General features: G+C 70.6%; 24 protein-coding genes. 15 read left to right on the forward strand and 9 right to left on the reverse strand.

From position 1 onward, the window contains the following. Positions 1-26: 26 nt before the first annotated feature. From ACFRIC_RS15350 to ACFRIC_RS15360, 3 genes are all read right to left on the reverse strand, one after another. Positions 27-1,313, reverse strand: a complete 1,287-nt coding sequence (locus ACFRIC_RS15350) for an MFS transporter (RefSeq protein WP_382784963.1) — start codon at positions 1,311-1,313, stop codon at positions 27-29. Then, positions 1,310-1,849: an ArsR/SmtB family transcription factor gene (locus ACFRIC_RS15355; protein ID WP_382784965.1), complete on the reverse strand. Its 540-nt coding sequence runs from the start codon at positions 1,847-1,849 to the stop codon at positions 1,310-1,312. Before ACFRIC_RS15355 ends, ACFRIC_RS15350 begins: the two co-directional genes overlap by 4 nt. Positions 1,850-2,007: 158 nt before the next feature. Further along, positions 2,008-2,793, reverse strand: a complete 786-nt coding sequence (locus tag ACFRIC_RS15360; RefSeq protein WP_382784967.1) for an AraC family transcriptional regulator — start codon at positions 2,791-2,793, stop codon at positions 2,008-2,010. 105 nt (positions 2,794-2,898) lie between these two features. Here ACFRIC_RS15360 and ACFRIC_RS15365 point away from each other — a divergent pair, with 105 nt between their 5' ends. The 6 genes from ACFRIC_RS15365 (at position 2,899) to ACFRIC_RS15390 (ending at position 9,826) form a co-directional block, all read left to right on the forward strand. Further along, positions 2,899-3,708 (forward strand): sulfite exporter TauE/SafE family protein, encoded by an 810-nt coding sequence (locus ACFRIC_RS15365; RefSeq protein WP_382784969.1) that lies wholly within the window; start codon positions 2,899-2,901, stop codon positions 3,706-3,708. Between the two features lie 93 nt (positions 3,709-3,801). Beyond that, a complete protein-coding gene (locus ACFRIC_RS15370) occupies positions 3,802-4,491 on the forward strand; it encodes a M24 family metallopeptidase (RefSeq protein WP_382784971.1) in 690 nt (229 codons plus the stop codon). A 58-nt stretch (positions 4,492-4,549) separates the two neighbouring features. Beyond that, positions 4,550-5,797, forward strand: a complete 1,248-nt coding sequence (locus ACFRIC_RS15375) for a MalY/PatB family protein (RefSeq protein ID WP_382784975.1) — start codon at positions 4,550-4,552, stop codon at positions 5,795-5,797. Between the two features lie 195 nt (positions 5,798-5,992). Continuing rightward, positions 5,993-6,715 (forward strand): alpha/beta hydrolase, encoded by a 723-nt coding sequence (locus ACFRIC_RS15380; RefSeq protein ID WP_382784978.1) that lies wholly within the window; start codon positions 5,993-5,995, stop codon positions 6,713-6,715. A gap of 427 nt (positions 6,716-7,142) precedes the next feature. After that, positions 7,143-7,301 (forward strand): hypothetical protein, encoded by a 159-nt coding sequence (locus tag ACFRIC_RS15385; protein WP_382784981.1) that lies wholly within the window; start codon positions 7,143-7,145, stop codon positions 7,299-7,301. Continuing rightward, on the forward strand, positions 7,298-9,826 hold the full coding sequence (locus ACFRIC_RS15390; RefSeq protein ID WP_382784983.1) for an FtsX-like permease family protein: 2,529 nt from the start codon (positions 7,298-7,300) through the stop codon (positions 9,824-9,826). Before ACFRIC_RS15385 ends, ACFRIC_RS15390 begins: the two co-directional genes overlap by 4 nt. 77 nt (positions 9,827-9,903) lie before the next feature. Here ACFRIC_RS15390 and ACFRIC_RS15395 read toward each other — a convergent pair whose 3' ends face one another. Then, a complete protein-coding gene (locus tag ACFRIC_RS15395; RefSeq protein ID WP_382784986.1) occupies positions 9,904-10,449 on the reverse strand; it encodes a hypothetical protein in 546 nt (181 codons plus the stop codon). Between the two features lie 193 nt (positions 10,450-10,642). Continuing rightward, positions 10,643-11,356 carry an SDR family oxidoreductase gene (locus ACFRIC_RS15400; protein ID WP_382784988.1) on the reverse strand — a complete coding sequence of 238 codons (714 nt, stop codon included), beginning with the start codon at positions 11,354-11,356 and terminating at the stop codon, positions 10,643-10,645. A 111-nt stretch (positions 11,357-11,467) separates the two neighbouring features. On the opposite strand from ACFRIC_RS15400, the gene ACFRIC_RS15405 reads away from it, so the two are divergent. The 6 genes from ACFRIC_RS15405 (at position 11,468) to ACFRIC_RS15430 (ending at position 15,423) form a co-directional block, all read left to right on the forward strand. After that, positions 11,468-12,295, forward strand: coding sequence for a helix-turn-helix domain-containing protein (locus ACFRIC_RS15405; RefSeq protein WP_382785917.1), 828 nt, complete (start codon positions 11,468-11,470; stop codon positions 12,293-12,295). 103 nt (positions 12,296-12,398) lie between these two features. Beyond that, positions 12,399-13,223: an SDR family oxidoreductase gene (locus ACFRIC_RS15410; protein WP_382784991.1), complete on the forward strand. Its 825-nt coding sequence runs from the start codon at positions 12,399-12,401 to the stop codon at positions 13,221-13,223. 93 nt (positions 13,224-13,316) lie between these two features. Next, on the forward strand, positions 13,317-13,658 hold the full coding sequence (locus tag ACFRIC_RS15415; RefSeq protein ID WP_382784994.1) for an ArsR/SmtB family transcription factor: 342 nt from the start codon (positions 13,317-13,319) through the stop codon (positions 13,656-13,658). Between the two features lie 3 nt (positions 13,659-13,661). Further along, a complete protein-coding gene (locus ACFRIC_RS15420) occupies positions 13,662-14,168 on the forward strand; it encodes an SRPBCC family protein (protein WP_382784996.1) in 507 nt (168 codons plus the stop codon). Next, positions 14,168-14,836, forward strand: a complete 669-nt coding sequence (locus ACFRIC_RS15425) for a dihydrofolate reductase family protein (protein WP_382784999.1) — start codon at positions 14,168-14,170, stop codon at positions 14,834-14,836. Before ACFRIC_RS15420 ends, ACFRIC_RS15425 begins: the two co-directional genes overlap by 1 nt. A gap of 86 nt (positions 14,837-14,922) precedes the next feature. Then, positions 14,923-15,423, forward strand: a complete 501-nt coding sequence (locus tag ACFRIC_RS15430) for a GNAT family N-acetyltransferase (RefSeq protein ID WP_382785001.1) — start codon at positions 14,923-14,925, stop codon at positions 15,421-15,423. A 43-nt stretch (positions 15,424-15,466) separates the two neighbouring features. Here the strand turns inward: ACFRIC_RS15430 and ACFRIC_RS15435 are convergent, their stop codons facing one another. After that, positions 15,467-15,814, reverse strand: coding sequence for a VOC family protein (locus ACFRIC_RS15435; RefSeq protein WP_382785004.1), 348 nt, complete (start codon positions 15,812-15,814; stop codon positions 15,467-15,469). A gap of 201 nt (positions 15,815-16,015) precedes the next feature. Here ACFRIC_RS15435 and ACFRIC_RS15440 point away from each other — a divergent pair, with 201 nt between their 5' ends. Next, the gene (locus tag ACFRIC_RS15440; protein ID WP_382785007.1) at positions 16,016-16,606 is read left to right on the forward strand and encodes a GNAT family N-acetyltransferase; all 591 of its coding nucleotides are present in this window, start codon (positions 16,016-16,018) and stop codon (positions 16,604-16,606) included. Here ACFRIC_RS15440 and ACFRIC_RS15445 read toward each other — a convergent pair. After that, the gene (locus ACFRIC_RS15445; protein ID WP_382785011.1) at positions 16,597-17,184 is read right to left on the reverse strand and encodes a hypothetical protein; all 588 of its coding nucleotides are present in this window, start codon (positions 17,182-17,184) and stop codon (positions 16,597-16,599) included. The genes ACFRIC_RS15440 and ACFRIC_RS15445 overlap by 10 nt on opposite strands. A 491-nt stretch (positions 17,185-17,675) precedes the next feature. Between ACFRIC_RS15445 and ACFRIC_RS15450 the strand changes: the two genes are divergently transcribed. After that, on the forward strand, positions 17,676-18,428 hold the full coding sequence (locus ACFRIC_RS15450; protein WP_382785920.1) for a dienelactone hydrolase family protein: 753 nt from the start codon (positions 17,676-17,678) through the stop codon (positions 18,426-18,428). A gap of 107 nt (positions 18,429-18,535) precedes the next feature. On the opposite strand, the gene ACFRIC_RS15455 is transcribed toward ACFRIC_RS15450, so the two are convergent. Further along, entirely contained in the window at positions 18,536-19,102 is a 567-nt protein-coding gene (locus ACFRIC_RS15455; RefSeq protein WP_382785014.1) for a GNAT family N-acetyltransferase, read from the reverse strand. 305 nt (positions 19,103-19,407) lie between these two features. Here ACFRIC_RS15455 and ACFRIC_RS15460 point away from each other — a divergent pair, with 305 nt between their 5' ends. Further along, on the forward strand, positions 19,408-20,043 hold the full coding sequence (locus ACFRIC_RS15460; protein ID WP_382785016.1) for a hypothetical protein: 636 nt from the start codon (positions 19,408-19,410) through the stop codon (positions 20,041-20,043). A 53-nt stretch (positions 20,044-20,096) separates the two neighbouring features. On the opposite strand, the gene ACFRIC_RS15465 is transcribed toward ACFRIC_RS15460, so the two are convergent. Further along, positions 20,097-20,879, reverse strand: coding sequence for a VOC family protein (locus tag ACFRIC_RS15465; RefSeq protein ID WP_382785019.1), 783 nt, complete (start codon positions 20,877-20,879; stop codon positions 20,097-20,099). Positions 20,880-21,183 lie beyond the last annotated feature (304 nt).

The following is a 21,183-nucleotide window of genomic DNA, read 5'->3' on the forward strand; positions in this document are numbered from 1 at the left end:
TTCGTCCTCGATCACCTCGCGGAGCCCTACACGGCACCTTCCTGAACGGGCTCCGAGGATGCCGGGTGATCGGGGGCATCGGCCTGGGCGGCGGCCCGTAGCGCGGCCTCGACCTGGCGGTTGCTGGTCATGGTCGCCGTGACGGCGGTCATGGTGAGGAGGAGGCCCGCGGCGGTGTAGAGCGGAGTGCGTACGTCGTAGGTGGTGGCCAGCCAGCCGCCGAGGAAGGCGCCGAACGGGGCGGCGCACATGGCGAGCATGCGGGAGGTGGAGGCGACCCGGCCCATCAGGTGGGCGGGGACGACCGTCTGCCGGAGGGAGGGGCCGAGCACCATCGTGGCACCCATGGCCGCGCCGCAGACGGCGAGCGCGAGGCCGGCGACGTACGGATTCGGGGCGACGGCGAGGCCCAGGATGGCCAGTCCCTCGACGGCGGCGGTGCAGGTGAGCGCGAGGCCGGTGCCGAGGCGCCGGCCGAGGAAGGAGGCGATGCCCGCGCCGAGAAGGCCGCCGGTGGCCTCCGCCGTGAGGAGCAGACCGAAGCCGAAGGTGCCGATGCCGAGACGATCCTGCGCGAAGAGGGCGAGGACGGTCTCGACGGCGATGAAGGCGATGTTCCCGACCGCCGGACGCAGCGCGAGCCCGAGCAGCAACCGATCCCGGAACACGTACGAGGCGCCGTCCCGCGCCTGCCGCAGCAGCGACTCGCGGGCCTGCGGCACGGGCCGGGGTACGGCGGGCAACGACCGTACGAGCAGCGCGGAGAGCGCGAACGACACCGCGTCGGTGAGCAGCGGAACCGCCCGCCCGAGCGCGAGCAGGGCGCTGCCCGCGGGCGGCCCGGCGAAGCCGGACGCGGCGGTCTGGGCGCCGCGCAGACGGGCGTTGGCGCGCTCCAGGACCGTGGAGTCACGGCCGAGGAGGTCCGGCAGATAGGCCGTGGCGGCCGTGTCGAAGAAGAGTCCGCCGAGGCCGAGCAGGAAGGCGACGGTCGCGAGCAGGGGAATGCTCAGCAGGTCGAGCGCGGCCGCCGCCGCGGGTATCGCGAGCAGCACCGCACGGGCCGCGTCCGTGACCCACATCGTGCGCCGACGGTCCCAGCGGTCCACCAGCGCACCGCCGAGCACCCCGAACAGCAGCCACGGCAGCGTTCCGGCGGCCGTGACGACGGCGAGCGCCATCGGGTCGCGCGTCAACGTCAACGCGATCAGCGGGAGCGCGGCATGTGTCACGCCGTCCCCGAGCGAGGACACCGTCTGTGCGGTCCACAGCCGTCCGAACCCGGTCGGCAACTTTCTGACGTCTGAGCTCACTTGGCGTCCCCTTCGGCCTGCTTGGGCGATGACGGGTGGAACAGTGCGAAGACGAGTGACGTGTCCGGCAGCGAGGGATCGGACAGCTCCCGGTACTCGGCCGCCAGTGCCTGCAGCCGCGCCCCCAGCTCCGTGAACTGCTCGTCGGTGAGCCGCAGATGCATCATCCCGACGTGCCGCTCGCTGTCCGCCGGCGACTCCTCCAGGTCCGCCACCGCATGCCGCATCAGCACATCCGGGCCTCCCTCGCCCGGATCCGGCAGCTCGATCGACCGCGCCGCCATGGCGTAGTACCGCTCGGTGACCCCGCGGACCTTGCGCGTCCGGACCACCTTCACCAGGCCGGCCCGTTCGAGAAGGCGCACGTGGTAGCTGGAACTCCCCTTGGCAAGGCCCACTCGCTCGGCGATCTGCGTGATCGTCGCGGGCTCGAAGCGGAGCATGGCCATGATCCGGTGACGCGTGAGATTGGAGACGGCGCGTAGCTGGTCCTCGGTGGTGACGTGGAACGTCTCAGGGAGATCGTCGGTAGGCATGGCCTAATGGTCAACGATTCTTGACCATTAGGCAAGCGGTATTGCCCGACTTTCCGGAATCGGCTCTCTGGCATGGGAGTTCTTCACTCCGGCGCCCTCGTCCCGACCTCGCCCGACCGCACCCCGACCGCCTTCGCCCCGCCTTCGCCGCGCGCCGGTCAGGTGCCGGCTCGGGTGCTGCCGGGGCTCCGGTACGCCGTCGGCGGCCGGCCCAGGAGTTTCTTGAACGCGGCCGTGTACGCGGCGGGGTTCTCGTAGCCCAGGAGACCCGCGACGCGGGTGACGGGCATGCCGGCGGAGAGGTGTCGCAGGGAGTGCAGGATGCAGGCGCGTTGCCGCCACTGGGAGAAGCTCAGGCCAGTGCCGCGCAGGAACAGGCGGGCGAGGGTGCGCTCGCTGACGTCGAGGACCGCGCACCAGCGCCCGGGCGCGTCGTGGATGGCCGGCTTCCGCAGGAAGTCCTCGCACAGGGCTCGCAGCCCTGGATGGGACGGCAGCGGGACATCGAGGGGCAGCGGCGTGAGGTTCTTGAGCTCGTGCAGGACGAGGGTGGCGATCGCCGCGTCGCGGCTGTGCTCGGTATAGAGCGGCTCCATCTCGACCGCTTCCAGGATCAGTGCCCGGAGCAGGGCGGAGACGTCGACGGCCTGGCAGCGGCGCGGGAACCACGGCGCGGCGGCGGGCTCGATGTAGAGGCTGCGCGTACTGACGCCCGTCATGGTGACCTGATGCCGGGTCATGGGCGGGATCAGTACGGCGCGCGCAGTGGGGATCGTCCAGTCGTCGTCGTCCGTCTCCACCCGCATGACGCCCGTGGCCGCGTACAGGACCTGCGCACGCCGATGCTCGTGCCAGACGAGCAGGTGGTCCTGGGGGTAGTCGGTGCCGATGGCCAGCACGGCACGGTCGAGGTCGTCCACGTCCGCGACCGGGATGTTGCGCATGCCGCGAGGTTACGGCGGATCGTGCGTGGGTGGTGTCCGCTACGCGTAGGAAGTCGGCGGTTCATCGATTGCCCGCCATACGGCGTGATCTCTAGCGTCGGATCCATGCCGACCTCGTTCTCCCTCCTCCTGCTCTTCGGCTGCCTGACCGGCGTCACGACGGTGCTCTTCGGCTTCGGCGGCGGATTCGTCACCGTTCCCGTCGTCTACGGCGTCCTGACCGCCGCGGAGCGTCCGGGGACCGGCGCGGACGCCATGCACGTCGCGGTGGCCACCTCGGCGGCGGTCATGGTGGTCAACGCCGCGGTGGCCGCGCTGGTCCAGTGGCGCGCGGGTCGGCTGCTTCGTGCGTACGTCTGGCCGCTGGCGGGATTCATCGCCGCCGGTGCCGCCGTCGGCTCCTTCGCGGCGACCTTGATCGGCGGTACGGCGTTGCGCCTCCTGTTCGCCGCCTACCTGCTCGTGACGATCGCCGACAGCCTGTTGCGGAAGGGCTTTCTCGTCGCGGCACCCCGGACGCCCCTCAAGCCTTTGGGGCGAAGCACCGTCACCGCAGGCGGCTTCGGCATCGGTCTGGTGGCCGCCGGGCTGGGCGTGGGCGGCAGTGTCATGACGGTTCCGCTCCTGCGCCGCAGAGGCCTTCCCATGGCCGACGCGACCGCCACGGCCAACCCCCTCAGCGTCCCCGTCGCCCTGGCCGGGACCCTCGTCTACGCCCTCACCCCCACCACGACCGCCGCCACCGGCCGCCTCGGTTACGTCGATCTGGCCGCCGGTGCCGCCCTGCTCCTCGGATCGCTGCCGACCATCGCCGTGGCGCGCCGGGTCGCCGGCCGGGTCCCGGACCGCGTCCACTCCGCCGCGTACGTCGGCCTGCTCGTGGTCGTCCTGCTGATCGTGGCCGTGGGTGTCTGACGAGCCGGGCCATGCCGGACGGGGCCTGCTGTACCGAGCCCTGGAGTGCAATGTGATTGACTCCAAAGTCCAGTGCAATCTACCGTCCTTGGTATGGCTCATGACGAACAGACGCGCGCGGCACGGCTGTTGGACGCGCAGGCGAAGGCCGAGCGGCTCTTCGCGGAGATCGAGAAGCGCGGACTGGTGGCGCCGGGACAGGGCGAGCGGGCCGTCAGCGACCGGGTTCGCGACCTGGCGAACGAGCTCTTCGGGACCACCCGGCACTGGCACAAACGGATCGTGCGCTCGGGCCCGAACACCCTGAAGCCGTACAAGGAGAACCCGCCGGACCGGGTGCTGGGCCCGGACGACATCGTGTTCGCCGACTTCGGGCCCGTCTTCGAGGAGTACGAGGCCGACTTCGGGCGTACGTTCGTCCTCGGCGACGACCCGGTCAAGCACCGGCTGCGAGCCGACCTGCCGCAGATCTTCGCCGCCGGCAAGCGGCACTTCGCCGACACTCCGGGCATCACCGGCAGGCAGTTGTACGCCGAGGTCGAGCGGCTGGCCATCAAGGCCGGGTGGGAGCTGGGCGGCTGGCACGCCGGACATCTGGTCGGCGAGTTCCCGCACGAGTGGATCGACGGCGCGGACGTGGAGTCGTACATCGCCCCCGCCAACGACACGCCCCTGCGCCGCACCGACAAGGCGGGCCGCGTCTGCCACTGGATTCTGGAGATCCATCTCATCGACCGGGAGCGTGAGTTCGGCGGCTTCCACGAGGAGCTGCTCACCCTCTGACCTCATGGCGGGCGAAATCCGCAAACCGCATGTCCACCTGCGTGACTAGCATCCAGCCATGGCACCTGACACCGCCCCCCACGGCCGGACAGCACGGAACGCCCCCGGGACCGGGACCGGATCGATCTTCGACGTCGTCGTCGACCGCAGGCACAGCAACTCCATGAAATGGGCCCGTGCCCAGGAGTTCCTGACGGTCGATGAGATCGCCGCCGATCCGCTGCCGATGTGGGTCGCCGACACCGACTTCAGGGCGCCCCAGGCCGTGCTCGACGCGCTCCACGAGGCCGTGGACTTCGGCGTCTTCGGGTACCCCGGCGGTGCGACCGACAGTTACGTCGACGCCGTGACCGGCTGGCAGGCCAAACGGTTCGGCTGGGAGGTCCCCCGGGAGTGGGTGCTGCAGACCGCCGGGATCATCACCACGCTCAAGACCATCGTGCAGGCGTTCTCCGCGCCCGGCGACTCGGTCCTCATCCAGCCCCCGGTCTACGTCCATTTCCACGAGGACGTCCTGCTGAACGGCCGCCACCTCGCCTTCGCGCCGCTGCACCGCACCGACGACGGCTACGAGTTCGACGCCCGCACCTTCGAGGCCGCCATCCGCCCCGACACCAAGGTGTTCATCCTCAGCCACCCGCACAATCCCACCGGCAACGTGTGGACGGAGGACGAACTGCGGACCATGGGCGAGATCTGCGCCCGGCACGGCGTCCTGGTCGTCTCCGACGAGGTCCACCAGGACCTCGTCCTGAACCCGGAGCGCGAGCACATCCCCTTCGCCTCGCTCGGCGAGAAGTTCGCACGCAACAGCATCACCTGCACCGCACCCAGCAAGACGTTCAACCTCCCCGGACTGCAGAGCGCCAACGTCTTCGTGCCCGACCCCGGGGTGCGGGCGGAACTGGAGCGCCAGTACGACCGGAACATGTTCCCGCTGGTCAACCTGCTGGGCATGGTCGCGGCCGAGGCGGCGTACACGCACGGAGAGCCCTGGCTGGAGGAGTTGCTCACCTACCTGCGCGGCAATCACGCGCACTTCGCGGAGTCGGTCAACTCCGCCACCTCCAAGGTGCGGGTCCTGCCGACCGACTCCCTCTATCTGGCGTGGATGGACTGCCGGGGACTGGGGCTGGACGCCGAGTCCCTGGACAAGTTCATGCTCACCAGGGCGCGGCTGTGGCTGGACAAGGGCCAGAAGTTCGGCAGGGAGGGCCACGGCTACATGCGGGTGAACCTGGGCTGCCCCCGCTCCACGGTCGACGAGGCGGTCGAGCGTCTGCTCGGGGCTGTCGAGTCCATGTGAGGGGGAGCGCCGTGACTACCGAAAACCCGTTGGCTGGTCACGGCGACCGCTGCTACCTTCCGGGAGGCCGTGCGAGAGAACGAGGAGGTGGTACCCGTGAACGCAGTATCGACATGGGTGCTCCCCTCTGGGGCCACGGTCGGGCGATAGGTCGTCCGGGAGCGCCGTTCCAGAGCACTCCCGAAAGGCACGACCATGCACTTCACTTCCGAACAGCGCCTCGACGACGGCGTCCTCGAGCGCGACTTCAGCCTCGGCGAGATCCCCGGTGTCCTGTGGACGTCCGGATCCGCGCCGGCCCCCCTCATCCTGATCGGCCACCCCGGTGGCTTCCACAAGCGGCTTCCCCGGCTGGTGGCCCGGGCCCGACACTACTGCGCCCAGTACGGCTTCGCGGTGGCCGCCATCGACGCCCCCGGGTGCGGTGACCGGCCCCGTTCCGCCGTCGACGAGCAGTACCGCGCCGACCTCCGCCGGGCCGCGCAGGCCGGTGAGCCGCTCGACGAGATCCTCGACGCCATGATCGTCCCGTTGGTCGAGAGGGCGGTCCCGGAATGGCGGACCACCCTGGACGCCCTCCTCGCGCTGCCCGAGATCGGCGGTCCGGTCGGCTACGAGGGGATGGTCGCCATCGGCATCCGGCTCGCGGTGCTCGATCCGCGCGTCTCGGCCGCCGTCTTCTTCGGCCAGACCTTCGTACCCGACTCCCTGCGCGAGGACGCCCGGCGGATCACCGTCCCGCTGCAGTTCCTCATGCAGTGGGACGACGAAGGGATGGAACGGCAGCCGGTCCTGGATCTGTTCGACACCTTCGGCGCCAAGGAGAAGACCCTGCACGCCAATCTGGGCGGCCACGCCGGCACCCCGTGGTTCGAGGTGGAGGACGCGGCCCGCTTCTTCAGCCGCCATCTGAACTGAGCCCACCTGGCACCTGACCTGAGCCCACCTGCCACGTGACCTGAGCCCCGGCCGTCGGGCCGTCACCAGGTGACAGGTCACCTCGCCCGGTTGCCGGCGGACGGCAGGTGGCAGGCCGCTTCGCAGGGCCGCCGCCCGTCGAGGAGAGACCCCGGTCCTCTTCGGCGGACGGCGGTCGGCGGTCGGCGGTCGGAACCCAGTCAACCGTCCCGACCGCGACGGCACGGATCAGGCAGTAGCGGTCGGCTCGGAGGGCTTCGCGGGGGAGTGCCCGGACTTCTCCTGACGACAACGGGGCGGGCCCGTAAGGAGAATGTGCCGCTGGCCGCTCTGAGAAGCCTGTTTCCACCAGGTAGGGCTAACCCCCTGCCGCGGACGCCGGTCCACCGCAGTGCGCGGAGCCCTGTGCACAGACGACTGTGTACGCATGGCACGCGAACCCGGAACCACCGGACGGCAGGGCGACGGCGACCTCGGCGGACAGACCGACGGCGACGGACAGGGCGACGGCGACCTCGGCGGGTGGGACCTCCGTGCCGCGCACTCCACGAATCCGCCCACCGTGAAGAGGACCGAGCACTCATGATGCTGCGCTACGCCCTGAAGTCGGTCCGTGCCCGCAAGGGCGGGTTCCTCGGTGCCTTCCTCGCCCTGATGTGCGCCGCCGCCCTCATCACCGCCTGCGGCACCCTCTTGGAGACGGGACTGCGCGGGACGATCCGCACCGAACGCTACGCCGCCACCCCCGTCGTGGTCTCGGCCGACCAGAACATTCACCGGACCACCGTCAAACACAAGAAGGGCAAGACCAAGGTCAAGCACAAGGCGAAGCCCATCGCTGAGCGGGCCTGGCTTCCGCAGAGTCTGCGAGGCACCCTCGAACACGCCCCGGGTGTCGCCCGGGTCGTGCCGGAACTGACCTTCCTCGCCCAGCCGTCGACGCCGGGAGGCACGGGCGGTCGCACTGCCTACGGGCACGCCTGGGACTCCGCCGCCCTGACGCCGTACCGGCTGACCACGGGCCGTGCCCCGAAGGCGGCGAACGACCTCGTCATCGACTCCTGGCTCGCCCAGCGGGCCGGCTTGGCGGTCGGCGACCGGCTCACCGTCCAGTCGACCCAGGCGCCGCGCGCCTACCGCGTCTCCGGAATCGCCGCGCCGGCCGCGGACGTACGGCATCAGACGTCGCTGTTCTTCTCCACCACCGAAGCCCGCAGGCTGGCCGCACATGCAGGGTCCGTCTCCGCGTTCGGCGTGTTCCCCGCCCCGGGTACGGACGTCGGCCGACTGCACTCGGCCGTGGCGCAGGCACTGCGCGGAACCACCGCGCAGGTCAGCGGCGGGGACGCCCGTGGCGCCGTCGAATTCCTGGACGCCGCCTCGGCCCGCACCAAGCTGGTGAGCCTCGGCGGCGCCATGGGCGGCACCTCGCTGCTGGTGGCCGTGCTCGTGGTCGTCGGCACCTTCGCCCTGACCGTGCAGCAGCGCCACCGCGAACTCGCCCTGCTGCGCGCCATCGCCGCCGGCCCGGGCCAGATCCGGGGCCTGCTGGGCCGTGAGGCGTTGATCGTCGGCGGGGTCGCCGGTCTCACGGGCGCCCTGCTCGGACTGCCACTGGGCAGTGCGCTGCACAGCCGATTCGTGGCCATGGGCGCCGTCCCGGGGACGCTTGAGCACACCGCCGGCGTCTTCCCCGTCGTCGCGGGCGTCACCGCGACGCTGGCCGGAGCCTGGGCCGCCGCCCGGGTCGCCTCCCGCCGGATCGTCCGGATCCGGCCGGCCGAGGCGCTCGCCGAATCCCGCACCGAACCAGGGCGGCTCCCCTGGGGACGTGTCCTCGCGGGACTCCTCCTGCTCGGCGGAGGCACGGCTCTCGTCCTCGTCCTCACCTCCCTGCACACGGAGCCCGCGTCAACACCGGTCACCTTCCTGGCAGTTGTGGTGCTGTCCACGTCCGTCGCCCTGCTGGGACCACTCCTGGTCAAAGCGGCCATGCTGCTGCTCGGCGGCCCGCTGCGGCTCACCGGGCCGGGCGGCCGGCTCGCCACGGCCAACCTGCGCGGCAACGCCGCCCGTATGGCCGCTGTCGTCACCCCTCTCACCCTCCTCGTCGGCATGACCTGCACGGTCCTGTTCGTCACGCCCACCCTCGGCAACGCCGCCCGAGCCCAGGCCCGTGAAGGAGTGCGCGCGGACTGGGTCGTGGTCTCTGCCGGACCGGGCGTCCCTGCCGGAGCGGCACGGGAACTCCGGGCGCACGGTGACGTGGCGACCGAAGTGGTACGTACGACCGTCCGGGTCGGCCTCGACAAGTACGCGGCGCAGGGCGTCACTCCCGCCGGACTCACCCGCACCTGGGATCCGGGCGTCACCGCAGGCTCCCTCGCCCGGCTCACCGATCGCACCGTGGCAGTGAGCGAACTGGCCGCAGGACAGCTCCATTTGAAGCCCGGCAGCACCCTGAAGCTCACACTTGGCGACGGCACACCGGCCGAGCTGACCGTCGCCGCCGTCTACGCCAAGGGGCTCGGCTTCGGAGACCTCACCTTCGCCCACGACCTGGTCGCACGCCACGTGGACAACCCGCTCGCCGCATCCGTCCTCGTCCGTACGACCCGTAGCCGACCGCAGATCGCGGCGGCGCTGCGTGATCTGCCCGGCGTCCGGGTCGTCTCCCCTCGGACCGCCGACCACCTCCAGGCCGAGCGGCAGCAGTCGAACGCGGAGGTGAACTACGTGGCCATGGGACTGGTCCTGATCTTCACCGCCATCGCCGTCGTCAACACGCTCGCCATGTCGGTCTCCGAACGTGTCCGTGAGTTCGCGTTGCTCCGACTCGCGGGGGCCACCCGACGGCAGGTGTTGCGCATGCTGCGCACCGAGGCCCTGTCGGTGCTGCTTCTGGCCACCGTGCTCGGCAGCGGAATCGCGCTCGCGGTCCTGACCGCGTTCAGCGTCGGGATGACCGGCCGCCCCGCCCCGGCCGTCGTCCCGCTGCTGTACGTCACTGTCGTGGGGGTCGCCGGCCTCCTCGCCCTGGTCGCCACCGCGCTGCCCGGACGTGCGGCACTCCGGGTGCGCGCGGTGACGGTGGCCACCGCCAAGGAGTAGGCGCAGGCGCCGGGCACGCGGGCTGGGCGGGGGACTGGGCCGGGGAGGGGCGCTCAGACGGCGGTCGGGTGGCGCTCTCAGATACGTCGAAGGTGCCGTGCGAACAGGTCGCGCGCCCGGACGACGTCGTCCTCCGAGGCGGCACCCTGTTTGGGCAGCACGAAGAAGTACCCCAGGCTTCCGGTGAGGACGAACAGCTCCGGCGTCTCGAACCACCACGGGTACGCGTGCCAGTCGGCGCTGTCGCTCTTCCCGCTCTCGCCTGTCGTCGTCACGCCGGTCTCGGTGAGCAGGGTGTGACAGGAACCGTAGGCCGCCCAGTCCTCGTACTGGCGCCGCACCCGCTGCTTGCGGAAATGGCCGCGCACCATGAACACCGCGATGACGCACAGCACGCCCGCGGCGATGATCTGGATCTCGTCGAGGTGCCAGACCAGGACCCGAACAAGGAAGGCCGCACCCCCGAACGCGACGGGAAGCAGAAGGGAACCGGTGCGCCCCGGCCAGGTCCCCAGCGAGAATCGCCGAAGCGCCCGGTCGTAGTCCGCCGCGTCGGGGGTGTAGTCGAACCGGGCTGTGTCCTGCGCCGCTATGTCGGCTGACCCGGCCTCATCTCTGCTCATGGCTGCGCAGGTTAACGCACGGCTGGGCGGGCCGGACGACCGCCTACGGGGATCGACCGTCCGGCCTGTGAGCTGCGCGATTGCGGGGGTCCTGGCGCCGGCATACGGGGGTGCCAGGTGCCTGGTGCCTCTTACCGGTCCCGGGGGCTCGGGTTCCGAGTCCCGGGGCCGGTACGGGGCGTCCAAGTGCGGGTCAGGTGATGCGATGTCCTCCGTCGACGTGCAGAACGGTTCCGGTGATGAATCCGTTGCGCATCACCGAGAGGAACGCCTGCGCGATGTCGTCGGGGGTACCGATACGGCGGGCCGGGAGCCTCGCCGCCAACTCGGTGAAGGCGGCCTGCTTGTCCATCCCGAGCTGGTCCCAGATGGGGGTGTCCACCCAGCCGGGGGAGACGACGTTCACGCGCACCGGCGCCAGTTCGATCGCCAGCCCGTACGCCAGTGACGCGAGCGCGCCGTTGGCCGCGGCCATGATGGTGTTGGAGCCGTTGGGACGGTACGCGTTGATGCCCGAGGTGTACGTGATCGAGCCGGTGACCCGCCCGGCCGCGTACTTGCCGATGAGCCAGGCACCGAGCAGCTTGGTGTCCACGACGGTCCGTGCGGTCGCGGTGGGAACGTCGGTGGTCCGCCCGTACACGCCGGTGGCGTCCGCCGCGGTGACGACCACGTGCTCCACGCGCCCTACCTTGTCGAACAGTTCGGCGATGTCCTCCTCCCGCCCCAGGTCGGCCGCGATCGTGTCGATCCGCCCGTGCCCGGCACCCTCCAGTTCCTCCTTCGCCTTCGCGAGCCGGTCCGCGGACCGGCCGACGATCGCCACATCCATTCCCTCGGCCACCAGAGTCCTCGCGAGGGCGAGGCCCATGCCGGAGCCGCCGCCGATGATGATCGATTCAGTCATGATCCGAGGCTGCGCCGCCGGAGCTTCCCCGAGAAGGCCGCGTGGTTCCTGGGTGTGACACGGCCACCCTGGAGGAGACCGGCCGATGGCAGACTTCACGCCGTGAACGTGATGGCCGAGTTCCTCCGGATCCGGCGCGGGCGGATCGGCCCGGCCGACGTCGGGCTGCCCACCGGGCCGGGCGTCCGGCGTACACCAGGGCTGCGCCGCGAGGAGTTGGCCGTGCTGGCCGGCGTGAGCGTGGACTACTACATCCGGATCGAGCAGGGCCGGGAGAGGGCGCCCAGCGACGCCGTACTGGACGCGCTCGCCCGGGCCCTCCGGCTGACCGACGACGAGCACGCCCATCTGCTCGGCCTCGCCGACCAGGTCGCCGGGCGGACCCCGCGCCGCCGACCGTCCGAGCCGCGGCCGGCGGGCACGGGCCTGCACCTGCTGCTGGCGTCGGTCCGGCCCAGCCCGGCGTACGTGCTCGACGAGGTCAACGACGTTCTGGCGGCGAACCCGGAGGGCTTCGCGCTCATGCCCGGGCTCGGCGACTGGCCCGCCGGACAGCGCAACACGATCCGGTACACCTTCCTGCACGCGGCCGCGCGGACCCTGTTCACCGACTGGGACCGGGTGGCCCGCAACTGCGTCGCGCACCTGCACACCGCCGAACTGACCGCCCCGGAACGGACCGCCGCGCTGGTCGCCGAACTGACCTCGGCCAGCGGTGAGTTCGCCGCCCTGTGGCGTCGGCACGAGGTGTGGATCAAACGCGCCGGCGAGACCGCGTTCCGGCATCCGGTGATCGGCCCGGTCACCCTCGCCAACGAGGTGCTCAGCCCCGCCGGCGACGGCCGACGCATCCTGCTCTACCAGGCCCCTCCCGGCACGGCCGAACACGACGCCCTGGTCCTCCTGGCGATGACCACCGAGGACGCGACAACACCGTGAACTCGCCTTCGAGCCAGAGACGTTCGCGTTGCCGCGCTTACGAAGGCGACTGCCGACGGCCGATCGGACGGAGCGGATGAGCGCTGCCCTACCGTCGGGAGCCATGAGGATCCTGATCGTCGGCGGCAGTGGATTTCTGGGAACGGAGCTCGTACGTCAGACAGTTGCCGCGGGCTGGGAGACGGCCGCGACGTCCTGTTCCTGGCCGGGGTCCCTGCCCGGCGTCGCGTGGTACGAGCTCGACCTTCGTGTCCCCGGGCGGCTCGACGACGTACTGGCGGAGGTTGCTCCCCTTGTCGTCGTCAACGCGACGAGCGGAGGTAGCGACTGGACGGTCACCGCCGACGCCGCCTTCCATCTGGTGGCGGCCGCGGCGAAACGCGGTTGCCGGCTGGTCCACGTCTCCAGTGACGCCGTGTTCTCAGGCGCCCGGATCCACTACGACGAGACCTGCCTGCCTGACCCCCTCACCCCCTACGGTGCGGCGAAAGCCACCGCTGAAACCGCCGTGCGGCTGCTGGCGCCGGACGCCGCGATCGTTCGTACATCGCTGATCGTGGGGCATGGCCGATCCGCGCACGAGCGCATGGTCCACGACCTGGTCGCGGGCGCCCGCGACGGCGTCCTCTTCACCGACGACATCCGCTGCCCCGTACATGTCGACGACCTCGCATCCGCAGTGTGCGAACTCGCCGCGTCCGACCACGCGGGGACGTTCCACGTTGCCGGAGCGGACGCCCTCAGCCGTCACGAGCTCGGCGTTCTCATCGCCGGGCGCGACGGACTCGACGCGAGCCGACTGCCCACCGGGCGCCGAGCCGACTCCTTCGTGCCCGGAGCCCTGGACGTCCGCCTCGACAGCAGCGCCGCCCAAAAGCGACTGCGCACGCGGCTGCGCGGAGCGCGAGAGTTCCTAGGGTCCGTGTGAGCGGGCGTTCCTGGGGCTGGGTCGCGTCGTACGACGTGACCCGCCCCTTTCTCTTCGCTTGACGCATGCCGATATGGGAATATGATGGCTGGCATGGCACGAGCAGCGACGACATCGGACGTCTTCAACGCGATCGCCGAGCCGCAGCGCCGGGACATACTGGCGCTGCTGCGGGCGGGTGAACGGCCGGTGACCGACCTGGCCCAGGAGTTGGGGATGACTCAGCCGGGGGCGTCCAAGCACCTGCGGGTGCTCAGGGAGGTCGGGCTGGTGCGGGACCGCAAGGTGGGCAAGCAGCGCCTCTACGGCCTCGATGCCCGCGGGCTGCGACCGGTGCACGAGTGGACCGGCGGGTTCGAGCGGTTCTGGAACGAGAGCTTCGACCGGCTGGACACCTACGTCCAGGACCTCAAGCAGGCACGGCAGGAGGACTGACCGATGGCGGGAGCGAGGCAGGAGACGCCGACGGCGTCGACGACGGCCGACCGGGAGATCGTGATCTCCCGGGTCATCGACGCCCCACGGGAGCTGGTGTTCGAGGCGTTCACCGAGGTCCGGCACCTGTCGAAGTGGTGGGGCCCAGAGGGGTTCACCACCACCACGAAGTCCTTCGAGTTCCGTGAGGGCGGGGAGTGGGACTTCGTCCTGCACGGGCCCGACGGCACCGACTACTCCGAGTGGATCCGCTGGGTGCGGATCGCCCCGCCGGAGCGGATCGCGCTGCTGCACGGTGAGGTCCGGGACGACCCGAACGCCTTCGAGTCCGTCATCGCGTTCGCCCCGGACGGAGCGGCGACCCGGATCGAGATGCGGACAGTGTTCCCCACCAAGGCGATGCGCGACGAGGCGATCGAGAAGTACCACGCGATCGAGGGCGGCCGGCAGACCCTGGGCAACCTGGCGGCCTACGTCACCGAGACCCTGCGGAAGGGAGCTGAGGGCTGATGGCCGGGAAGGTGTTCTTCAGCGTGTCGATGTCGCTGGACGGCTTCATCGCGCCCGAGTCCGTGCCCGTAGAGGGCGAGCTGTTCGCGCCCGACAAGCAGGACGATCCGCGGGTCCGGCGCTGGATGGCGCAGTGGATGGAGCTGCAACAGTGGATCTTCCCGTTGCGGTTCTTCCGGGAGAACCTGAAGCTCGGCGAGGGCGGTGAGGAAGGGCGCGACAACGACATCGCGCGGGAGACGTTCGAGCGTACTGGCGCGAGCGTGATGGGCCGGCGCATGTTCGACCTCGGCGAGCAGTCGTGGCCGGAGGACGCGCCCTTCCACACCCCGGTCTTCGTCGTGACGCACACCAAGCGCGACCCCTGGGAACGGCTGGGTGGCACGACGTTCCACTTCGTCGACGACGGCATCGAGCACGCCCTCGACCAGGCTCGCGAGGCCGCCGGCGACCGTGACGTCCGGATCGCAGGCGGCGGCGCGACGATCCTGGAGTACCTGAACGCCGGCCTGGTCGACGAGTTCTCGATCACGCTGTCACCCGTGCTGTTCGGCTCCGGCACCCGCCTGTTCGACGGCGTGGACGCCTCCAGGATCGCCCTGGAGCCCCTCCGCTCGGAACCGTCGCCGCGGGTGACACACCTGACCTACGCAGTGCGCCCTCGCTAGCCACGCCCACTGGCTCCTCCCTGGTGTGGCGAGCACTCACCGCCTACACGGACTGGGCCCGGTTCGTCCCGTGTGATGCTGACGTCATGACTGATCATGGCGAGGTTTCCGTCGTCCGCTGGCCAGGCCGGACTCCTTTCGTCGAGGACGGACTGCCTGATCTGCTGGCGGCCTATCATCTGCGGACGGAGGCTGAGAAGGGTGAGTCCGTCGCCACGGTGGACGGACTGCCGGACCGCTACCGGGCGGAGATCTCGGACCCGCGGACCGCGTTCGCCGACGATGCGGTGCTGGTGGCTCTGAGCGGAGGCGCCACGGCGGGCTGTCTGGTGGTGACCGCCCCCGCTGACGGGCGGTCGGAGATCAAGCGGCTCTGGACAGATCCGGAATTCCGGGGCCGGGGCATCGCGTCGAGCCTGCTCGGTGCCGCGCTCGCCCATGCCGCGGAGAGCGGCGCGGGCACCGTTCGTCTGTCGGTATGGGAATGGCGGACCGGGGCCATCGCTCTGTACGAGCGGTTCGGCTTCGTCGTCACCGAGTCATGGGACGACCGGGATCAACTGGTCTGCATGGCGCGTGCCGTGTGAGCGGTGGTGATCAGCACCGCTCACGACGAGCAGCGGGGCCGGGTCAACGGTGGCCCAGCACGTTGATCACCCGGCCGTTGGGGTCGCGGACGAAGAAGCGGCGTACTCCCCACTCCTCGTCCTGCAGCGGATGCACGATCTCCGCGCCCTGCTCCCGCATGACCGCGTAGGCGGCGTCGACGTCGTCCACCTCCACACTCATGTCCGGCGTGACCGGCGCGGTTTTGTCCCTGGCCATGAAGCTGACCTGTGCCGTCGGATGGGACGGGGAGGCGAGCGTCATGATCCAGCCGTGGTTCATGACCTCCTCGAAGCCCAGCAGGCCATAGAACTCCCGGCTCTCCTGCACTGCCTCCGACTGAACGTTGGGCACGACACGGCGAACGGTCATCGACGACTCCGAGCGAGTAGGGGTGCGACACTGGGGAATTTTCAGGAGTACTACGGCATGCCCGTCTCCACGACCGGGTTACAGACGAAGTACGTGAGGCGCGCCAGTCCGGACAAGGATTTGGGCCTCGAGCTGATCCGGACGCGGGCCCAGGGCAAAAACAGATTGCCCCGGGACCAGCGCTCGCGTTGGCTGGGCGGTATGGCTGAACTGCGTACCGACCGCCTTGTCCTGCGCCGATGGCGTGAGTCCGACCTTGAACCGTGGGCGGCCATGAATGCCGATCCCGAGGTGCGAGAGCACTTGGGCGACCTGCTGACCCGCGACCAGAGCGATGCCTCGGTGGCGTTGTTCCAGGCCGAGTTCGACCAGCGGGGCTACGGGTGGTGGGCGGTCGAGGTGGAGGCCACGGGCGAGTTCATCGGCTTCGCCGGCCTGGACGACGTGGACGACGAGATGCCGTTCACCGGAGTGGAGATCGGCTGGCGGCTCGCCCGCTCGGCCTGGGGCCACGGCTACGCCACCGAGGCCGCGCTGACCGTCCTGTCCCACGGCTTCGACACCCTTGGGCTCCCTGAGATCCTCGCCGTCACGACAGCCACCAACGTGCGGTCGCAGGCTGTGATGCGTCGGATCGGCATGACCCGGGACCCGGTCGACGACTTCGACGACCCCAGCGCGCCCGAAGGGCCCCTGCGCCCGAACGTGCTGTACCGCATCGCTCGTCGTACGGACGTCTCTGACGGTCCCGGAGGCGCGCCCGGCGTGTCTCCGCACCGGGCTCAGGAGTAGGCCATCGGGCAGCCGCGGCGTATGGAGTGCTGGGCGGCGCGCAGGGACAGTGCGACGTAGAAGGCCGTGTCCAGGTCGTCGCTCCAGGGGCCCGGTCGGGCAGCGGCCAGTCGTTGCGCCGCTCCGTCCCGGAACCAGGTGGTCAGATCGAGGTTGTCGCACATCTCCGGTGTCTCGGGCGGCAGCTCGATGGCCGCCGCCAGTCTCTCCGCGATCGCCAGCAACCGGGGCGCGCCAAGCACGACGGTCGAGTCCGAATAGCCGGACTCGACCGGCAGCGTGATCGTGTCGTCGAGCGAGAACGGCACGAGGAGTGTCCAGTCGCAGACGATCTCCGCGTCCTCCTTGGACAGTCGGGCCTGGCACAGCGCCCAGAAGCCGTCCATCGAAGGGATCAGTTTCTCCTCGAAGGCCTGCCCCGAACCGCGGACGAAGTCCGTCTCCTCGGGCACCGACTCATAGGGCGGCAGCCCCCGTTGCCGCAGTTCCTCGTTCAGTGCCGAGGCCACGTCCCCCCACCCGTCCTCACCCTCGGTGAACCAGTCCTCCGCACAGACACTGACCAGATAGACGCCCATGACCGCAACGTACAACCCGCCACTGACACTCCGGGCGGCCCGGACGCGCCGCCCTCGGAGGTTCCGGACCCGCCGGGGCGGCTCGGGACCGCGTCCGTGACCCCACCGACACGCACGTGACCCGCTCAAGATCTCTTCAGTTCGCCCGGTCGTGGCCGCGCGCGCCTAGGGCCTGTCTGACAATTCCCGTCTGCCCGGCGACGCCATGCACGCACTCTCGCCGCACCGGCCCCAGACCCGAGTACGTCCAGTACGCGGGTCTGGGGCCGGCACGCCGAGAGCACGCGCCTGACGCCGCCGGGCCGCCCTTCGGGCGACGACGGGAATTGTCAGACAGGCCCTAGGATGAACCGACAGCAGCGTCCGGGGTGTTGGAGCCGGCCGGCCGTGAACCGGTACGACGATCACGCTGTGCTGGATCCACCGGACCGCGGCCGTGTGCGCGCGGACGGTTCCGCCCCGGTCATCGGTCCGAGGAAAGAAGATCCGTCATTCCCGTCGTCAAGGCACTGCAGATCCCGACTCCGGACGGCCGGGCCGACGCCCTCGCCGCCTTCCCCGACAACGGCGAGCGGCACCCGGGGGTGTTGCTGTACATGGACGCCTTCGGCGTACGGCCCGTGTTGGAGGAGATGGCCCGCGAGCTGGCCGGACACGGCTACTACGTCCTCGTCCCCAACATCTTCTACCGGCACAGCCCGGCCCCGGTGTTCGACCTTCCCGAGCACATCACGCAGGAGGCCCGGCCCGCGGTCTTCGCCCAGGTGATGCCCCAGATCCAGGCGCACACCGTCGAGCGCGTCCTGAGCGATGCCGACGCCTACCTCCGGTTCCTCACCGCACAGCCCGAGGTCGTCGCCGGACCGGTGGGTGTCATCGGCTACTGCATGGGCGCCAACGTGGCCGTCCGCACCGCGGCCGCCCACCCCGGCCAGGTGGCCGCCCTCGCGGGGTTCCATCCCAGCCCGCTGCTGAGTGACGCCCCCGACAGTCCGCACCTCCTCTTCCCCGAGCTCACCGCGCGGGTCCATCTCGGCATCGCCGAGAGCGACATGACCCCCGAGGTGGTCGGCAAGCTGGACCAGGCCTTGGAGGCCGCGGGCGTGGAGCACAGCTGCGAGATCTACCCGGGAACGGTCCACGGCTTCACCATGGCCGACACCGACGCCTTCGACCCCGCCGCACTGCGACGCCACTGGGACCGCCTGCTTCCCCTGCTGGAGAGCGCCCTGACCAAGCCCTGAGCGCCTCCTGGGCGGCACGGGCACGACGTACGCCACGCTCTCGATCCACATGCTCGAGGTCCGGGCGGCTCCCCGAAGAAGGACGATCGCGGGGCGGCCGCCCCGACCTACGGCGTGTGCCCGGGTGACTGAGCGGTGGAGACAGGCGTGACCGTGGGCCGCATGCCGAGCCACTGCTCGGCGCCCCAGGCCTCGAATCGTTCCACCTCCGTGAACCCGAGCTTCGCCGCGAGACGCATCGAGCCCGCATTGGCGGTCTGGGTGGCGAGCACCACGGGTTCGCCGGGAAGCGCGTCGGCGAGCCAGTCGAGGGCGGCCGCACAGGCCTCGGCGGCGTACCCGGATCCCCAGGCCCGCGGCAGGAACAGGTAGCCGAGGTCGACCTTCCCCGCGGCGGCAGGGCGTCGGTGCCCGGTCGCTCTCCTGAGCAGGATCTGGCCGATCATCGCCCCGTCGAGCTCGACGACGAAGCTCCCGGGCCACCGCTCCGGCACCTCGGGCGTCTCGCGCTCCAGCTCGTCGCGCGGCCGGGGGCCGCCGAGGTAGGTGTGCACCTCCGGCGAGGCGAGCAACTCGATGAACGCCGCGCGGTCCCGGCCCTCGGGCTCACGGAGCACGAGGCGCTCGGTCCTGATCGGCTCGGGCGGCCATATGACGGGTCCAAGATCTTCCATCCGCGCACGCTAACAGCCGGTCGAACCAGCCGTACGGGACTCGTCGCCCACCCGCTCGGTTCCGGGCCCGCGTGCCGTCCCGCTGTAGCGTTCAGCCTCTTCCAATGCAACGGCGACGGCTCGGTCTGTTGCGTTAGACCTATAGCCATTGCAACAATTTATCGACAACCACCTGCGCATATAGCGCTGTACCGCAATTAATCCGTTGCTGGATCCATGAACGCAACGTAGCGTTTCCGATATCAGAAACGATGGCGAGTCGGCCTCGTCGATCGGTCGAGCGAACGGACAAAGGGGTGGGGATCATGGAAACTGCGCAGAGCCGGCGGCAGGCCGCCGCTCCGGGTGCCTTCACCGCCTTCGCTCGCTTCGTGCTCTGCGGTGGGGGAGTGGGGCTCGCCTCCAGCTTCGCCGTGGCGGCCCTCGCCTCCTGGATTCCCTGGAGCCTGGCCAACGCCCTGATCACGGCGGCCTCCACTCTCCTGGCCACCGAACTGCACGCCCGCTTCACGTTCGGTGCGGGCGGGCGCGCCACCTGGAGTCAGCACGTGCAGTCGGCCGGGTCCGCCGCGGCCACGTACGCGGTGACCTGTATGGCGATGGTCGTCCTGCATCACGTGGTGGCGTCGCCCGGTGCCGCGGTCGAGCAGGCCGTCTACCTGTCCGCCTCCGCGCTCGCCGGCGTGGCCCGGTTCGTGGCGTTGCGTCTGGTCGTCTTCGCCCGCGGCCACGCACAGAACGCGGCGGGCACCGCCCGCCGTGCCCCCGAGCCGGGTTCGGTCGCCGTCCGTCGCGCCGCTGTGCCGGGTTCGGTCATTGTCCAGCGCACCCCCGTGCCGGACACGGACGCCGTCCGCACCGCCTGCCCGGCGTCCACAGCGGGGGCCACGGTCCGCGTCCCGGCGCCGGCCGGTCAGGTAGCGCTCTGCCGCGCCGCCTGACCGGCTCGACGCGGCGGGATGCCGGGCGGAGCGCCCTGCATCCCGCCGCGCCGTCACATCCGCGGGTCGGGCTTCAGCAGGGCGAACGTCGCGCCGAAGGGGTCCGCGAGCCAGGCGATCCGGCCGACCTCCGGGACGTCCGCCGCCGGCATCAGGACGGACCCGCCGTTCGCCGTGGCCGCCGCGGCCGTGGCGTCGGCGTCCTCCGCGAAGAAGTACGGCACCCAGCGCGGCCGTTCGCCCTCGCCGTCACCCATCGGCGCGACCCCGCCGAAGGAGGCGTCCTGCTGGTCTCCGTCCTTGGTGCTCAGCACCCGGTACGTCATGCCAGGCGCCTGCATGTCCTGGCTGCGCCAGCCGAACAGGCCCTCGTAGAAGGTGATGGCGGCGAGGGGGTCGGGGACGTGCAGCTCTGCCCAGAGCAGCGTGTTCGGGGCGGAGGCGATCCCCAGTCCGGTGGTCTTGCCGGGCTGCCAGAGCGCGAACTCGGCGCCCTGCGGGTCGGTGGCCTGTGCCAGGTGGCCCTCGCCCATGACGTCCATCGGCTCCATCCGGACGGTGCCGCCACCGGCCGTCACGGCCGAGACCGTGGCCTGGATGTCCTCGGCCTTGAAGTGGATCATCCAGGCCGACGTCGCGCCCTCCTGGGTGAGCGGTCCGAGGGCCGCGACGGTTTTCCCGTCGATCTGGAAGAACCCGTACCCGCCCGCCTCCGGTCCGGCGGAGACGAACTGCCAGCCGAAGACGGCGCCGTAGAACGCGGCGGCCGCCTCGGTGTCCGGGCTGCCGAGGTCGAGCCAGTTGGGTGATCCGAGGGCGAAGTCTGTGCCGAGCATGGGGAGTCCTCCGGGGGCGTCGGTCGAACGGGCGGGGGCAACGATGCCGACCCGGCCCGTGACCGGCCACCTGTGACCACCGGCGGACCCCCAGGCTTCACCCGTACGGAGTAGTTCGTACGGAGCAACTCGCACGCCGAGCTGTCGTGTTCGGCGGCGGGTGCGGGCCCCGGCAGACGTCACGGAGGTCACGGCTCTCGGCCCGGTGCCCCGACGGCTCCACCACTGCGCACCCCCTCGACGCGAGACATAGCGTTCACCTGCATCCATTGCAACGGATTCTGTGAGGCTGTGTTGCGTTAAG

Origin of the sequence: Streptomyces sp. NPDC056738, assembly GCF_042790435.1 — a bacterium.
Lineage (GTDB): Bacteria > Actinomycetota > Actinomycetes > Streptomycetales > Streptomycetaceae > Streptomyces.

Coding starts and splice junctions, on each gene's coding strand:
- ACFRIC_RS15355 (WP_382784965.1), bottom strand. CDS start 1,849: ATGCCTACCGACGATCTCCCTGAGACGTTCCACGTCACCACCGAGGAC.
- ACFRIC_RS15360 (WP_382784967.1), bottom strand. CDS start 2,793: ATGCGCAACATCCCGGTCGCGGACGTGGACGACCTCGACCGTGCCGTG.
- ACFRIC_RS15365 (WP_382784969.1), top strand. CDS start 2,899: ATGCCGACCTCGTTCTCCCTCCTCCTGCTCTTCGGCTGCCTGACCGGC.
- ACFRIC_RS15370 (WP_382784971.1), top strand. CDS start 3,802: ATGGCTCATGACGAACAGACGCGCGCGGCACGGCTGTTGGACGCGCAG.
- ACFRIC_RS15375 (WP_382784975.1), top strand. CDS start 4,550: ATGGCACCTGACACCGCCCCCCACGGCCGGACAGCACGGAACGCCCCC.
- ACFRIC_RS15380 (WP_382784978.1), top strand. CDS start 5,993: ATGCACTTCACTTCCGAACAGCGCCTCGACGACGGCGTCCTCGAGCGC.
- ACFRIC_RS15385 (WP_382784981.1), top strand. CDS start 7,143: ATGGCACGCGAACCCGGAACCACCGGACGGCAGGGCGACGGCGACCTC.
- ACFRIC_RS15390 (WP_382784983.1), top strand. CDS start 7,298: ATGATGCTGCGCTACGCCCTGAAGTCGGTCCGTGCCCGCAAGGGCGGG.
- ACFRIC_RS15395 (WP_382784986.1), bottom strand. CDS start 10,449: ATGAGCAGAGATGAGGCCGGGTCAGCCGACATAGCGGCGCAGGACACA.
- ACFRIC_RS15400 (WP_382784988.1), bottom strand. CDS start 11,356: ATGACTGAATCGATCATCATCGGCGGCGGCTCCGGCATGGGCCTCGCC.
- ACFRIC_RS15405 (WP_382785917.1), top strand. CDS start 11,468: ATGGCCGAGTTCCTCCGGATCCGGCGCGGGCGGATCGGCCCGGCCGAC.
- ACFRIC_RS15410 (WP_382784991.1), top strand. CDS start 12,399: ATGAGGATCCTGATCGTCGGCGGCAGTGGATTTCTGGGAACGGAGCTC.
- ACFRIC_RS15415 (WP_382784994.1), top strand. CDS start 13,317: ATGGCACGAGCAGCGACGACATCGGACGTCTTCAACGCGATCGCCGAG.
- ACFRIC_RS15420 (WP_382784996.1), top strand. CDS start 13,662: ATGGCGGGAGCGAGGCAGGAGACGCCGACGGCGTCGACGACGGCCGAC.
- ACFRIC_RS15425 (WP_382784999.1), top strand. CDS start 14,168: ATGGCCGGGAAGGTGTTCTTCAGCGTGTCGATGTCGCTGGACGGCTTC.
- ACFRIC_RS15430 (WP_382785001.1), top strand. CDS start 14,923: ATGACTGATCATGGCGAGGTTTCCGTCGTCCGCTGGCCAGGCCGGACT.
- ACFRIC_RS15435 (WP_382785004.1), bottom strand. CDS start 15,814: ATGACCGTTCGCCGTGTCGTGCCCAACGTTCAGTCGGAGGCAGTGCAG.
- ACFRIC_RS15440 (WP_382785007.1), top strand. CDS start 16,016: ATGGCTGAACTGCGTACCGACCGCCTTGTCCTGCGCCGATGGCGTGAG.
- ACFRIC_RS15445 (WP_382785011.1), bottom strand. CDS start 17,184: ATGGGCGTCTATCTGGTCAGTGTCTGTGCGGAGGACTGGTTCACCGAG.
- ACFRIC_RS15455 (WP_382785014.1), bottom strand. CDS start 19,102: ATGGAAGATCTTGGACCCGTCATATGGCCGCCCGAGCCGATCAGGACC.
- ACFRIC_RS15460 (WP_382785016.1), top strand. CDS start 19,408: ATGGAAACTGCGCAGAGCCGGCGGCAGGCCGCCGCTCCGGGTGCCTTC.
- ACFRIC_RS15465 (WP_382785019.1), bottom strand. CDS start 20,879: ATGCTCGGCACAGACTTCGCCCTCGGATCACCCAACTGGCTCGACCTC.